Raw genomic sequence first — 14,267 nt, 5'->3', positions numbered from 1 at the left:
TAAATAACGAATTTCACAAGGGGCATACCATGACAATCCGCAATCACACTCTCGGTTTCCCTCGCGTTGGCCTGCGTCGCGAGCTGAAAAAAGCGCAAGAAAGCTACTGGGCGGGGAACGCCACCCGTGAAGAACTGCTGGCGGTGGGGCGCGAGCTGCGCGCCCGTCACTGGGCGCAGCAGAAGCAGGCGGGGATTGACCTGCTGCCGGTGGGCGATTTCGCCTGGTACGACCATGTTCTGACGACCAGCCTGCTGCTTGGCAACGTGCCGGCTCGTCATCAGAACAACGATGGATCGGTAGATATCGATACCCTGTTCCGTATCGGCCGTGGCCGTGCGCCAACGGGTGAGCCAGCGGCAGCGGCGGAAATGACCAAGTGGTTTAACACTAACTATCACTATATGGTGCCGGAGTTCGTAAAAGGTCAGCAGTTCAGGCTGACCTGGACGCAGCTTCTGGATGAAGTGGACGAAGCGCTGGCGCTGGGCCACCAGGTGAAACCCGTACTGTTGGGGCCGGTGACCTATCTGTGGTTGGGGAAAGTCAAAGGCGAGCCGTTTGACCGGCTCAGCCTGCTGAAGGACATTCTGCCGGTCTACAAACAGGTGCTGATTGAACTGGGCAAACGCGGCATTCAGTGGGTGCAAATCGACGAGCCCGCGCTGGTGCTCGAGCTGCCTCAGGTTTGGCTTGATGCTTTCAAACCGGCTTACGATGCACTCAACGGACAGGTGAAGCTGTTGCTTACCACCTACTTTGAAGGTGTGACGCCGAACCTCAGCACCATCACCAGATTGCCGGTGCAGGGTCTGCACGTTGACCTGGTGCACGGCAAAGATGACGTCGCAGAACTGCACAAGCGCCTGCCGGCAGACTGGCTGCTCTCCGCCGGTCTGGTCAACGGCCGTAACGTCTGGCGTGCCGATCTGACCGAGAAATACGCGCAGATCAAGGACATCGTCGGCAAACGTGAGCTGTGGGTGGCCTCGTCCTGCTCCCTGCTGCACAGCCCGATCGATTTGAGCGTGGAAACCCGTCTTGATGCTGAGGTGAAAAGCTGGTTTGCCTTCGCCCTGCAAAAATGTGAAGAGCTGGCGCTGCTGCGCGATGCGCTGAACAGCGGCGACACGGAGGCGATTAACGCATGGAGTGCACCGATCCAGGCACGTCGTCACTCGGCGCGCGTGCATAACCCGGCAGTGGAAAAACGCCTGGCGGCCATCACCGCCCGGGACAGCCAGCGTCAGAGCCCGTATGAAGTCCGTGCCGAAGCCCAGCGCGCCCGGTTCAACCTGCCCGCGTGGCCAACCACCACTATCGGTTCCTTCCCGCAGACCACCGAAATCCGCGGCCTGCGTCTGGACTTCAAAAAGGGAAATCTGGATGCGAATCACTACCGCACCGGGATTGCCGAACACATCAAGCAGGCGATTATCGAGCAGGAGCGGCTGGGGCTGGACGTGCTGGTGCACGGCGAGGCCGAGCGTAACGACATGGTGGAATACTTCGGTGAACACCTGGACGGGTTCGTCTTTACCCAGAACGGCTGGGTGCAAAGCTATGGCTCCCGCTGCGTCAAGCCGCCGGTGGTCATCGGTGACGTCAGCCGTCCGGAGCCGATCACGGTTGAGTGGGCGAAGTACGCCCAGTCCCTGACCGACAAGCCGGTAAAAGGCATGCTCACCGGTCCGGTGACCATTCTTTGCTGGTCCTTCCCGCGTGAGGACGTAACCCGCGAGACCATCGCGAAGCAAATCGCGCTGGCGCTGCGTGATGAAGTGTCGGATCTGGAAGCCGCAGGCATAGGCATCATCCAGATTGACGAACCGGCCCTGCGCGAAGGTCTGCCGCTGCGCCGCAGCGACTGGGATGCCTACCTGAAGTGGGGCGTGGAGGCATTCCGCATCAACGCCGCGGTGGCGAAGGACGACACGCAGATCCACACCCACATGTGTTACTGCGAATTCAACGACATCATGGATTCGATAGCCGCGCTGGACGCTGACGTGATCACCATCGAGACCTCGCGTTCAGACATGGAGCTGCTGGAGTCGTTTGAAGAATTCGACTACCCGAACGAAATCGGTCCGGGGGTGTACGACATCCACTCTCCGAACGTGCCGAGCGTGGAGTGGATTGAGTCGCTGCTGAAAAAAGCGGCCCAGCGCATTCCGGCAGAGCGTCTGTGGGTGAACCCGGACTGCGGCCTGAAAACTCGCGGCTGGCCGGAGACGCGTGCCGCGCTGGCGAACATGGTGAAGGCGGCGCAAAACTTGCGTCAGGCTTGATGATGCGTAGGCCCGGTAAGGCGTAGACGCCACCGGGCTTTTTTTTACGCTTTTTTACCGCCGTACTGGCTGAACCACGCCAGCATTCTCTGCCAGCCGTCTTTGGCTGATTCCGCGTGATAGCTCGGACGATAATCCGCGTTAAACGCGTGCCCGGCATCCGGATACACCACGATCTCCGCCTTCGCATTGGCCGCACGGAGCGCATGGCGCATGGTCTCTACCGAATCCAGCGAAATACCGGTGTCCTGACCGCCATAAAGCCCTAACACAGGCGCATTTAACTCCGTGGCGATATCCACGGGATGTTTCGGTGAATTGAGCGTTTTTTCACCTACCAGTTTACCGTACCAGGCCACAGCGGCTTTAAGCTGCGGGTTATGCGCGGCATACAGCCAGCTGATGCGTCCGCCCCAGCAGAAACCGGTGACCAGCAGACGATGGGGATCGCCCCCGTTGCGCGCCGCCCAGCTGGCGACGTGGTCGAGATCGGCCAGCACCTGCGCGTCCGGGACTTTGCTGACCAGGTTGCTGAGCAAGGTGGGAATATCGCTGTAATCGTTCGGATCGCCCTGGCGAAAGTAGAGCTCTGGCGCAACGGCCAGATAGCCTTCCAGCGCCAGCCGGCGGCAGAGGTCGCGAATGTGTTCGTGAACGCCGAAAATTTCCTGAACCACGATCACGATGGGCAGCGGACCGTCTGCCGATTTTGGTCGTGCGTGGTAAGCAGGCATATTCTCTCCCTGCGAGGGAATAGAGGTCTCACCCGCCGTGATGGCCTCTTCAGACGTTGAGACGATGGTTGAGGCATGCGGGGCCGCAGCAGGTGCAAAACCGGTTTTTTCAGTCATGGCATTCTCCGTACCAATGAGTTAGCGCAAAGGTAAATATAGTCACCAGGTTAACAACTCACAGTGCCTTAAACGGTCTATCTTTTGTGCAGCACCTGACGATATAACTTGTTAATGTGATGTAAATCACCTTTTTATGGAAATTCAATGCAATCATTTTCATTCATGGTGAGATGTGTCACGAAATTATGCTTTCCGCTTCTGTAAAGTACCGTTTTACTTCTTCTGACTAACCGACCCACAGAGGAGTCACCTATGTCTAAGTCTGATGTTTTTCATCTCGGCCTCACTAAAAACGATTTACAAGGGGCTACGCTCGCTATCGTCCCTGGCGATCCGGAGCGTGTGGAAAAGATCGCCGCGCTGATGGATAAGCCGGTTAAGCTGGCAGCCCATCGTGAATTCACCACCTGGCGCGCAGAGCTGGATGGTAAAGCCGTGATCGTGTGTTCTACCGGTATCGGTGGCCCGTCTACGTCTATTGCTGTTGAAGAGCTGGCACAGCTGGGCATTCGTACTTTCCTGCGTATCGGTACGACCGGTGCTATTCAGCCGCACATCAACGTGGGCGACGTGCTGGTCACGACCGCGTCCGTGCGTCTGGATGGCGCAAGCCTGCACTTTGCGCCGATGGAATTCCCGGCAGTAGCAGACTTTGAATGTACCACCGCGCTGGTTGAAGCCGCGAAATCCGTTGGCGCGACCACTCACGTGGGTGTAACCGCTTCGTCCGATACCTTCTATCCCGGTCAGGAGCGTTACGACACCTTCTCTGGCCGCGTGGTAAGCCGCTTCAAAGGCTCTATGGAAGAGTGGCAGTCCATGGGCGTGATGAACTACGAAATGGAATCCGCCACGCTGCTGACCATGTGCGCAAGCCAGGGCCTGCGTGCCGGTATGGTGGCGGGCGTTATCGTCAACCGTACTCAGCAGGAAATCCCGAACGCTGAAACCATGAAGCAGACCGAAAGTCATGCGGTGAAAATCGTGGTTGAAGCCGCGCGTCGCCTGATCTAATCCTCTCCTTTCGAAATCAAAGGCCGACACGTTCGGCCTTTATTTTTTGCGTAGCGCCTCGCAGGAAAACCCTTTCAAACTGGACGTTTATACAGCACAATCTTATTTTGTGCGGGTAATACGTTGATGCAGGGGGCATTGTGGATATCTCAGTCCTGATTTATGCGGTGATTGCGCTGGCGGGCGTGGCGATAGGCTGGCTCATTTCCAGCTATCAGCATGCACAGCAGAAGGCCGATCAGCTGGCTGAACGCGAAGAGATCGTCGCCGAATTAAGCGCGGCAAAGCAGCAGCTTGCGCTGAGTGATCACTGGCGAGAGGAGTGCGAGTTACTCAACAACGAGCTGCGCAACCTGAGAGATATCAACACCTCGCTGGAGGCCGATCTCCGCGAAGTGACCACCCGGCTGGAATCCACTCAACTGCATGCGGAAGATAAAATCCGCCAGATGATCAACAGCGAGCAGCGCCTCAGCGAACAGTTTGAAAACCTCGCGAACCGTATTTTTGAGCACAGCAACCGCCGCGTTGACGAGCAGAACCGCCAGAGCCTGAACAGCCTGCTGACGCCCCTGCGTGAACAGCTGGACGGCTTCCGCCGCCAGGTACAGGACAGCTTTGGTCAGGAAGCCCGAGAGCGGCACACCCTGGCGCATGAAATCCGCAATCTCCAGCAGCTGAATGCCCAGATGGCGCAGGAGGCGGTCAACCTCACCCGCGCGCTTAAAGGGGATAACAAAACCCAGGGCAACTGGGGAGAAGTGGTGCTGACCCGCGTCCTGGAAGCCTCTGGCCTGCGGGAAGGGTATGAATACGAAACCCAGGTGAGTATCGAAAACGATGCCTGCTCGCGAATGCAGCCGGATGTGATTGTGCGGCTGCCGCAGGGCAAAGATGTGGTGATTGACGCCAAAATGACGCTGGTGGCGTATGAGCGTTACTTCAATGCGGAGGATGACTACACCCGAGAATCGGCGCTGCAGGAGCACATTGCCTCGGTGCGTAATCATATTCGCCTGCTCGGCAGGAAAGACTATCAGCAGCTACCGGGGCTGCGCTCGCTGGACTATGTCCTGATGTTTATTCCGGTCGAGCCCGCGTTTCTGCTGGCACTCGACAGGCAGCCTGAACTCATCACCGAAGCGCTCAAAAATAATATTATGCTGGTCAGCCCCACCACGCTGCTGGTGGCATTACGCACGATTGCGAACCTGTGGCGCTACGAGCACCAGAGCCGCAACGCGCAGCAGATTGCCGACCGCGCCAGCAAGCTGTACGACAAAATGCGCCTCTTCGTGGACGACATGTCCTCAGTCGGGCAGAGCCTGGACCGCGCGCAGGATAACTACCGTCAGGCGATGAAAAAACTCGCCTCAGGACGTGGCAATCTTCTGGCGCAGGCCGAATCATTCCGCAGCCTGGGGGTTGAGGTGAAACGCGAGATTAATCCGGAATTGGTTGAACAGGCTACCGCCCAGGATGACGAGTTTCGCCTGCGTGAAGGGGCAGAAGAACAAAAGACAAACAGTGAAGACAATGCGTTAGCGGCCGATTTATCACCGAACGAACCCCCGGCGCGTTTCTTTCGCGGTGGTTGAAACGTAGGGCAATTGCGCCCAATCTGTTACACTTCACGAACATTTTACTGATAAGCAGGCTCTGAGATGGTTGACGATTCACAAGACACAACGCACTTTGGCTTTCAGACTGTCGCCAAAGCGCAGAAAGCTGACATGGTGGCCCACGTATTTCATTCCGTGGCGGCGAAGTACGATGTGATGAATGACCTGATGTCGTTCGGCATTCATCGCTTGTGGAAGCGCTTCACTATCGACTGTAGCGGCGTGCGTCGTGGACAAACGGTGCTGGATTTAGCCGGTGGTACGGGCGATTTAACCGCGAAATTCTCTCGTCTGGTGGGCGAAACCGGGCGCGTTGTTCTGGCAGACATTAATGACTCCATGCTCAAAATGGGCCGCGAAAAGCTGCGTAACATCGGCGTGGTGGGGAATGTGGAATATGTGCAGGCCAACGCCGAAGCGCTGCCGTTCCCGGATAATACCTTTGACTGCATCACGATCTCCTTCGGTCTGCGTAACGTGACCGATAAAGAAAAAGCGCTGCGCTCCATGTATCGTGTGCTGAAGCCGGGTGGACGCCTGCTGGTGCTCGAATTCTCCAAACCGATTATCGAGCCGCTGAGCAAAGCTTACGACGCCTATTCCTTCCACGTGCTGCCGCGCATCGGTGAGCTGGTGGCTAACGACGCGGAAAGCTATCGCTATTTGGCGGAATCTATCCGTATGCACCCGGATCAAGACACCTTAAAAGCCATGATGCAGGATGCTGAATTCGAGAACGTTGAATATTTCAACCTGACGGCGGGTGTCGTCGCGCTGCATCGCGGTTACAAGTTCTGAGTGGAGGTGTCCCGTGCCCTTTAAACCCTTAGTCTCCGCAGGTATCGAAAACGTACTGAATGCCTTTCTCTATCGCGCACCAGCGTTGAAAGCTGCGCGTCAGCGGCTAAACGGGAAGGTATTACGCATTGTTTTAAAAGAGTTCTCGACGCCGCTTGTGCTGGTCTTCAGCGAACGCCAGCTTGACGTTCTGGGGGCGTGGGAAGGTGACGCCGACTGCTCGGTCATCACGCACATGAGTGTGCTGCCAAAACTGCGCGATCGCCAGCAATTAACGGCACTTATCCGCAGCGGTGAGCTGGAAGTGGAAGGCGACATTCAGGTCGTGCAGAACTTCGTTGCGCTTACCGATCTGGCGGAGTTTGATCCGGCAGAGCTGCTCGCGCCGTTTATCGGTGACATTGCCGCGGAAGGCATCGGGAAGGTTCTTCATGGTGGCGCGTCCTTTGCGCGTAAAAGCCTGCTACGTCAGCAACGCTATGCGGCGGAAGTACTGACTGAAGAGTGGCGAATGGCCCCCGGACCGCTGGAAGTGGCATGGTTTGCGGAAGAAACCGCTGCTGTTGAACGTGCGGTTGATGCGTTAACCAAACGGCTGGAAAAACTGGAGGGCAAATGACGCCTGGTGAAATTCGGCGCCTCTACTTCATTATTCGTACCTTTTTGAGCTACGGGCTCGACGAGCTGATCCCTAAAATGCGTATCACGCTGCCGCTTCGTATCTGGCGGCGGATGCTGTTCTGGATGCCTAACCGCCATAAAGGTCAGCCGCTGGGCGAACGCCTTCGCCTGGCGCTGCAGGAGCTTGGCCCGGTATGGATTAAGTTCGGGCAGATGCTGTCGACCCGCCGCGATCTCTTTCCGCCGCACATTGCCGATGAACTGGCGATGCTGCAGGACCGTGTTGCCCCGTTTGACGGGGTGAGGGCGAAGAAACAGATCGAAGAGGCGATGGGTAATCTTCCCGTTGAAACCTGGTTTGACGATTTCGAAATAGAACCGCTGGCGTCGGCTTCTATTGCTCAGGTGCACACTGCGCGTCTGAAAGAAAACGGCAAAGAGGTGGTAATTAAGGTGATCCGCCCGGATATTCTGCCGATCATCAAAGCCGACATGAAGCTGATTTACCGTCTGGCCCGTTGGGTTCCGCGTTTATTACCTGATGGCCGCCGACTGCGCCCGATGGAAGTGGTGCGGGAATATGAAAAAACACTGATTGATGAGCTAAACCTGCTGCGCGAATCGGCAAACGCTATTCAGCTGCGTCGCAACTTTGAAAACAGCCCGATGCTTTATGTCCCTGAAGTCTATTCTGACTACTGCAGCCAGAACATGATGGTGATGGAGCGTATCTACGGTATTCCGGTTTCGGATGTGGTGGCCCTGGAGAAGCAGGGAACGAACATGAAGCTGTTGGCCGAGCGTGGCGTGCAGGTCTTCTTCACCCAGGTGTTCCGCGACAGCTTTTTCCATGCGGACATGCACCCGGGCAATATCTTCGTGAGCTACGAGCACCCTGAGGATCCGAAGTATATCGGTATCGACTGCGGGATTGTGGGGTCGCTGAATAAAGAAGATAAACGGTATCTGGCCGAGAACTTTATCGCGTTCTTCAACCGCGACTACCGTAAGGTGGCCGAGCTGCACGTCGATTCCGGCTGGGTGCCGCCGGACACCAACGTCGAAGAGTTCGAGTTTGCGATCCGGACCGTTTGCGAACCGATTTTTGAAAAACCGCTGGCGGAAATCTCCTTCGGACATGTGCTGTTGAACCTGTTCAACACGGCTCGCCGCTTTAATATGGAAGTTCAGCCACAGCTAGTTTTACTTCAGAAAACACTACTTTACGTTGAGGGTGTAGGCCGACAGCTCTATCCTCAGTTAGACTTGTGGAAGACCGCGAAACCCTTCCTGGAATCCTGGATTAAGGATCAGGTTGGCATTCCGGCGCTGGTGCGCTCGCTGAAAGAGAAAGGCCCGTTCTGGATAGAAAAAATGCCTGAAATTCCTGAACTGGTTTATGACAGTTTGCGTCAGAGCAAGAACCTTCAGCACAGCATGGATAAAATCGCTCGCGAACTTCAGTCCAGCCGTGTTCGCCAGGGCCAGTCACGCTATCTCTTTGGGATTGGCGCAACGCTGCTGCTGAGCGGCACGCTGCTGCTGATCAACCGCCCGGAGTGGCAGATGATGCCCGCCTGGCTGATGGCCGCCGGGGTGGTTGTCTGGCTTGCCGGATGGCGAAAAACGCGCTGAGTTTGCGTCGCTATCGACAGGTCGCATACGTATAATGCGACCTGACTTATTAATCATCTATCCCTGAGGAACATGTATGGGTGGTATCAGTATCTGGCAATTGTTGATCATTGCCGTCATCGTCGTGCTGCTGTTTGGCACCAAAAAGCTCGGTTCTATTGGTTCCGATCTGGGCGCGTCTATCAAAGGCTTCAAAAAAGCGATGAGCGATGATGAGAGCAAGCAGGATAAAACCAGCCAGGACGCTGACTTTACTGCTAAATCCATCACCGACAAGCAAGAAGAAGCCAAAAAGGAAGACGCTAAACGCCACGATAAAGAGCAGGTGTAAGTCGTGTTCGACATTGGTTTTAGTGAGCTCCTGCTGGTCTTTGTGATTGGCCTGATCGTGCTGGGGCCTCAGCGTCTGCCGGTGGCGGTGAAAACCGTTGCGGGCTGGGTTCGTGCGCTGAGATCGCTGGCATCGACCGTTCAGAATGAACTGGCCCAGGAGCTTAAGCTGCAGGAATTTCAGGAAAGCCTGAAAAAGGTTGAGAAGGCGAGCATGGATAACCTGACGCCGGAACTGAAAGCGTCAATGGATGAGCTGCGCGAAGCGGCGGAATCCATGAAGCGCTCCTATAGCATCAACGATCCTGAAAAAGCGAGCGATGAAGCGAACACCATCCATAACCCGGTGGTGAAGGGCAGCGAAGAACAGCGTGAGGGCGTCACGCCTGCCAGCGCTGAACATCAGGCTGCTGCGCCTGAACAGACGCCTCAGGAAACCGAAGTGAAAAAGCAGGTGCAGCCGGAAAAGCCCGTGGTTAACGCTGCCGAGGCAAAACCCGCCGCGCCCGTTTCCGAATCATCCCCCTCGTCGAGTGATAAAGCGTAAACATGGCTGTAGATGATACTCAACCGCTGATTACGCACCTCATAGAGCTGCGTAAGCGTCTGTTAAACTGCATTATTGCGGTTCTCGTTATTTTTCTATGCCTGGTCTATTTCGCCAACGATATCTACCAGGTGGTTTCTGCGCCGCTGATCAAGCAGATGCCGCTGGGCGCAACGATGATTGCAACAGACGTTGCTTCTCCGTTCTTTACCCCTATCAAGTTGACCTTTTGGGTGTCGTTGATTGCCTCTGCGCCCGTGATTCTGTACCAGGTGTGGGCCTTTGTGGCGCCGGCACTGTATAAGCACGAACGCAAGCTGGTCATTCCGCTGCTGGTATCCAGTTCGCTGCTGTTCTATATCGGCATGGCGTTTGCCTATTTCGTTGTCTTCCCGCTGGCCTTCGGCTTCCTGACGCATACCGCGCCGGAAGGCGTCCAGGTGTCGACGGATATCGCCAGCTATCTTAGCTTTGTGATGGCGCTGTTTATGGCGTTTGGCGTGGCATTCGAAGTGCCGGTGGCCATTGTGCTGCTCTGCTGGGTAGGGGTAACCACACCGGATGACCTGCGTAAGAAGCGTCCGTATATCCTGGTCGGCGCCTTCGTGGTCGGCATGCTGTTGACCCCGCCGGATGTATTCTCCCAGACGCTGCTGGCCATACCGATGTACTGCCTGTTTGAGGTCGGCGTCTTCTTCTCACGTTTCTACGTGGGTAAAGGGCGTCGGTCGGATGATGAAGACGATAACTCCGACAAGACCACTGAAGAGTAAAACCAGCCGCCCGTCAGGGCGGTTGTTACATGGGGATTCGCATGTTTGATATCGGACTCAACCTGACCAGCTCGCAGTTTGCGAAAGATCGTGATGAGGTGGTTGCGCGCGCGTTTGCCGCTGGGGTGAAAGGGCTGCTGCTGACGGGCACCAACCTGCATGAGAGCGAGCAGGCACAGCAGCTGGCGCAACGCTACGAATGCTGTTGGTCTACCGCTGGCGTGCATCCTCACGACAGCAGCCAGTGGACCCCGGAAAGCGGGGAAACCCTGCGCAGGCTGGCGAAGACACCAGAAGTGGTGGCGATTGGCGAATGCGGCCTCGATTTCAACCGTAACTTTTCCACGCCTGAAGAGCAGGAAAAGGCATTCACTGCCCAGCTTGCGCTGGCGGCAGAGCTTGAAATGCCCGTATTTATGCACTGCCGCGACGCGCATGAGCGTTTCCTGGCGCTTCTGGATCCGTGGCTCGAGAAACTGCCCGGCGCGGTGCTGCACTGCTTCACCGGCTCACGGCAGGAGGCGCTGGAGTGCCTGGAACGCGGGCTTTATCTGGGCATTACCGGCTGGGTTTGCGATGAGCGCCGCGGGCTTGAGCTTCGGGAGCTGCTACCGGCGATCCCTGCTGACCGGTTGCTCCTTGAAACGGATGCGCCCTATCTGCTGCCGCGCGATATGCAACCCAAACCGGCATCGCGACGCAATGAGCCCGCTTATCTGGGGCACATAGTTGAGCGCGTCGCGACGTGGCGCGGAGAGGATCCGCACTGGCTTTCCGCACAGACGGATGACAACGTGCGTAATCTGTTTGGGATAAACGTTTAAAGTTTGCGGAAGTCGGTGTTTTTAACGCTCTGCAGCACCTGCTTGTTCAGCAGATTAAGCAACAGCATAGAGCGCGCTTCCCCGTCCGGCTCGGCAAAAATCGCCTGCAGGCCTTCGAAAGCCCCTTCGGTAATCACGACGCTGTCGCCCGTGTAGGGCGTTTCCGGGTCGGTAAGGTCTTCGGGCTGCTGATAAATCGACAGCTGGTGGATGACCGATGAGGGAACCGTCGCGGGGTGAGCGCCGAAGCGAACAAAATGGCTGACGCCGCGCGTGGCGCTGATGGTGGTGGTGTGGATCACCTCCGGATCGAACTCCACGAACAGGTAGTTCGGGAACAACGGCTCGCTAACGGTTGTGCGCTTCCCGCGCTGCATTTTTTCAAGCGTGATCACGGGCGTCAGGCAATTGACTGACTGACGTTCAAGATGTTCCTGCGCGCGCTGAAGTTGCCCGCGTTTGCAATACAGTAAATACCAGGCCTGCATAATCACTCTTTCCCTTAGTTCGGGGCGCAAGCATATCAAAACCCTGGCGGGATCGCTAAGTTGATTATAATGGGCGAAAATGGGACAGAACGCATAACTTCACGCTAATTTAACAAAATTACAGCATCAAGCAGTCTTACGCCGTATAATGAAGCGCTTACAGAGAGGCCATGATTAACTGCATGAAATACCACGATCTCCGCGACTTCCTGACGCTGCTGGAAAAGCAGGGTGAACTCAAACGTATTACCCTTCCTGTCGATCCTTATCTGGAGATGACAGAAATTGCTGATCGCACCCTGCGTGCCGGTGGCCCCGCATTACTGTTTGAAAATCCGAAAGGGTACGCCATGCCGGTGCTGTGCAACCTGTTTGGTACACCGCGTCGCGTCGCACTGGGGATGGGGCAGGAAGACGTCACGGCCCTGCGCGAAGTCGGTAAGCTGCTGGCCTTCCTGAAAGAGCCGGAGCCGCCGAAAGGCTTCCGCGATCTGTTCGACAAGCTGCCGCAGTTTAAGCAGGTGCTAAACATGCCCACCAAACGCCTGCGCGGCGCGCCCTGCCAGCAGAAGGTGCTGGAAGGCGATGCGGTTGATTTGACTAAAATCCCTATCATGCAGTGCTGGCCGGAAGATGCCGCGCCGCTGATCACCTGGGGACTGACCGTCACGCGCGGTCCGCACAAAGAGCGCCAGAATCTTGGTATTTACCGCCAGCAGTTGATTGGCAAGAATAAGCTCATCATGCGCTGGCTGTCGCATCGCGGCGGCGCGCTCGATTTCCAGGAGTGGTGTGCTGCGCGTCCGGGTGAACGTTTCCCGGTCTCCGTTGCGCTGGGCGCCGATCCGGCCACCATTCTCGGGGCCGTCACGCCTGTACCGGATACGCTCTCGGAATATGCCTTTGCAGGCCTGCTGCGCGGAACGAAAACGGAAGTCGTGAAGTGTATCTCTAACGATCTCGAAGTTCCGGCCAGTGCAGAAATTGTGCTGGAAGGTTACATTGAGCAGGGTGAACTGGCGCCAGAAGGCCCTTACGGCGACCACACCGGCTATTACAACGAAGTGGATAACTTCCCGGTGTTTACCGTGACGCACATTACGCAGCGTGAAGATGCGATTTATCACTCCACGTATACCGGGCGTCCACCGGATGAACCGGCAGTACTGGGCGTGGCGCTGAATGAAGTGTTTGTGCCGATCCTGCAAAAGCAGTTCCCGGAAATTGTTGATTTTTATCTGCCGCCTGAAGGATGCTCGTATCGCCTGGCAGTGGTCACGATGAAGAAGCAGTATCCTGGTCACGCGAAACGCGTGATGATGGGCGTGTGGTCTTTCCTGCGCCAGTTTATGTATACCAAATTTGTTATTGTCTGCGATGATGACGTTAACGCCCGCGACTGGAATGACGTAATCTGGGCTATTACCACGCGAATGGACCCGGCGCGCGATACGGTGTTAGTCGAAAACACGCCGATAGATTACCTGGATTTTGCCTCGCCGGTTTCCGGCCTTGGCTCAAAAATGGGACTGGATGCCACAAATAAATGGCCTGGCGAAACCGATCGTGAATGGGGTCGCCCGATCAAAAAAGATCCTGCTGTGACCGCGCGCATTGATGCGATCTGGGACGAACTGGCCATAATGAATAACGGTAAACCCTGAGCTGACCGTTAAGCCCTATAGACTTCCCGACAGAGAGAGCGAATGACAACCTTAAGCTGTAAAGTGACCTCGGTAGATGCCATCACCGACACCGTATATCGCGTCCGTTTAGTGCCAGAAGCGCCATTCTCTTTCCGCGCGGGTCAGTATCTGATGGTCGTGATGGATGAGCGTGATAAGCGTCCTTTCTCTATGGCCTCAACGCCAGCGGAGCAGGAATTTATTGAGCTTCATATTGGTGCGTCAGAGCTTAACCTGTATGCGATGGCCGTCATGGACCGCATTCTGAAAGAGCGCGAGATCGTGGTCGATATTCCTCACGGCGAGGCATGGTTACGTGATGATGAAGACCGTCCGCTGATCCTGATTGCCGGTGGTACAGGTTTCTCCTACGTGCGTTCCATTCTGCTGACTGCCCTGGCGCGTAACCCGGATCGTGATATCACCATCTACTGGGGTGGCCGTGAAGAGAAACACCTGTATGACCTGTCCGAACTCGAAGCGCTGAGCGTCACCCATCCTAACCTGCGCATTGAGCCGGTTGTTGAGCAGCCGGAAGAGGGCTGGCGCGGGCGTAGCGGTACGGTACTGACGGCAGTGCTGCAGGATCACGGTACGCTGGCAGGACATGACATCTATATTGCAGGGCGTTTCGAGATGGCGAAAATCGCCCGCGATCTGTTCTGTAACGAACGTGATGCGCGTGAAGACCGCCTGTTTGGCGATGCGTTTGCCTTCATTTAAATAAAAAACCCGCCCCTGACAGGCGGGAAGAACGGCAACTAAACTGTTTCTCTTCGCCAGTG

The 14,267-nt window shown here is 56.3% G+C and carries 14 protein-coding genes; 12 read left to right on the top strand and 2 right to left on the bottom strand.

The window, feature by feature from the left end:
- Positions 1-29 precede the first annotated feature (29 nt).
- The gene (gene metE, locus PI91_RS23295; RefSeq protein ID WP_039267197.1) at positions 30-2,291 is read left to right on the top strand and encodes a 5-methyltetrahydropteroyltriglutamate--homocysteine S-methyltransferase; all 2,262 of its coding nucleotides are present in this window, start codon (positions 30-32) and stop codon (positions 2,289-2,291) included.
- 44 nt (positions 2,292-2,335) lie between these two features.
- Here metE and PI91_RS23290 read toward each other — a convergent pair whose 3' ends face one another.
- Complete coding sequence (locus PI91_RS23290) at positions 2,336-3,142, bottom strand: dienelactone hydrolase family protein (RefSeq protein WP_021242857.1); 807 nt, start codon at positions 3,140-3,142, stop codon at positions 2,336-2,338.
- A gap of 255 nt (positions 3,143-3,397) precedes the next feature.
- Between PI91_RS23290 and udp the strand changes: the two genes are divergently transcribed.
- The 9 genes from udp to tatD all read left to right on the top strand — a co-directional run bounded on the left by udp (position 3,398) and on the right by tatD (position 11,309).
- Positions 3,398-4,159, top strand: a complete 762-nt coding sequence (udp, locus tag PI91_RS23285; RefSeq protein WP_003860792.1) for a uridine phosphorylase — start codon at positions 3,398-3,400, stop codon at positions 4,157-4,159.
- A 140-nt stretch (positions 4,160-4,299) separates the two neighbouring features.
- Positions 4,300-5,757 (top strand): DNA recombination protein RmuC, encoded by a 1,458-nt coding sequence (gene rmuC, locus PI91_RS23280; protein ID WP_039267196.1) that lies wholly within the window; start codon positions 4,300-4,302, stop codon positions 5,755-5,757.
- Between the two features lie 66 nt (positions 5,758-5,823).
- Positions 5,824-6,579 (top strand): bifunctional demethylmenaquinone methyltransferase/2-methoxy-6-polyprenyl-1,4-benzoquinol methylase UbiE, encoded by a 756-nt coding sequence (ubiE, locus tag PI91_RS23275; protein ID WP_008501525.1) that lies wholly within the window; start codon positions 5,824-5,826, stop codon positions 6,577-6,579.
- A gap of 13 nt (positions 6,580-6,592) precedes the next feature.
- A complete protein-coding gene (ubiJ, locus tag PI91_RS23270) occupies positions 6,593-7,198 on the top strand; it encodes a ubiquinone biosynthesis protein UbiJ (RefSeq protein WP_008501524.1) in 606 nt (201 codons plus the stop codon).
- Positions 7,195-8,835: a ubiquinone biosynthesis regulatory protein kinase UbiB gene (gene ubiB / locus PI91_RS23265; protein WP_008501523.1), complete on the top strand. Its 1,641-nt coding sequence runs from the start codon at positions 7,195-7,197 to the stop codon at positions 8,833-8,835. The genes ubiJ and ubiB overlap by 4 nt, the downstream gene beginning before the upstream one ends.
- 76 nt (positions 8,836-8,911) lie before the next feature.
- Entirely contained in the window at positions 8,912-9,166 is a 255-nt protein-coding gene (gene tatA / locus PI91_RS23260; RefSeq protein ID WP_008501522.1) for a Sec-independent protein translocase subunit TatA, read from the top strand.
- A 3-nt stretch (positions 9,167-9,169) separates the two neighbouring features.
- Complete coding sequence (tatB, locus tag PI91_RS23255) at positions 9,170-9,712, top strand: Sec-independent protein translocase protein TatB (protein WP_008501521.1); 543 nt, start codon at positions 9,170-9,172, stop codon at positions 9,710-9,712.
- A gap of 2 nt (positions 9,713-9,714) precedes the next feature.
- Complete coding sequence (gene tatC / locus PI91_RS23250) at positions 9,715-10,485, top strand: Sec-independent protein translocase subunit TatC (protein WP_039267195.1); 771 nt, start codon at positions 9,715-9,717, stop codon at positions 10,483-10,485.
- A gap of 41 nt (positions 10,486-10,526) precedes the next feature.
- Positions 10,527-11,309, top strand: a complete 783-nt coding sequence (gene tatD / locus PI91_RS23245) for a 3'-5' ssDNA/RNA exonuclease TatD (protein ID WP_039267194.1) — start codon at positions 10,527-10,529, stop codon at positions 11,307-11,309.
- Here tatD and rfaH read toward each other — a convergent pair.
- A complete protein-coding gene (gene rfaH / locus PI91_RS23240) occupies positions 11,306-11,797 on the bottom strand; it encodes a transcription/translation regulatory transformer protein RfaH (protein ID WP_008501518.1) in 492 nt (163 codons plus the stop codon). The two genes, tatD and rfaH, sit on opposite strands and share 4 nt — an antisense overlap.
- A 170-nt stretch (positions 11,798-11,967) precedes the next feature.
- Here rfaH and ubiD point away from each other — a divergent pair, with 170 nt between their 5' ends.
- Together ubiD and fre are read left to right on the top strand one after the other, a co-directional pair.
- Positions 11,968-13,461: a 4-hydroxy-3-polyprenylbenzoate decarboxylase gene (ubiD, locus tag PI91_RS23235; RefSeq protein WP_008501517.1), complete on the top strand. Its 1,494-nt coding sequence runs from the start codon at positions 11,968-11,970 to the stop codon at positions 13,459-13,461.
- 42 nt (positions 13,462-13,503) lie between these two features.
- On the top strand, positions 13,504-14,205 hold the full coding sequence (gene fre, locus PI91_RS23230; protein ID WP_032675626.1) for an NAD(P)H-flavin reductase: 702 nt from the start codon (positions 13,504-13,506) through the stop codon (positions 14,203-14,205).
- Positions 14,206-14,267 lie beyond the last annotated feature (62 nt).

Source organism: Enterobacter sp. FB, from assembly GCF_000805795.1.
GTDB classification, from domain to species: Bacteria; Pseudomonadota; Gammaproteobacteria; order Enterobacterales; family Enterobacteriaceae; genus Enterobacter; species Enterobacter roggenkampii.
The sequence above is the reverse complement of the archived record's forward strand: the minus strand, read 5'-3'. Positions and strand labels throughout refer to the sequence as shown.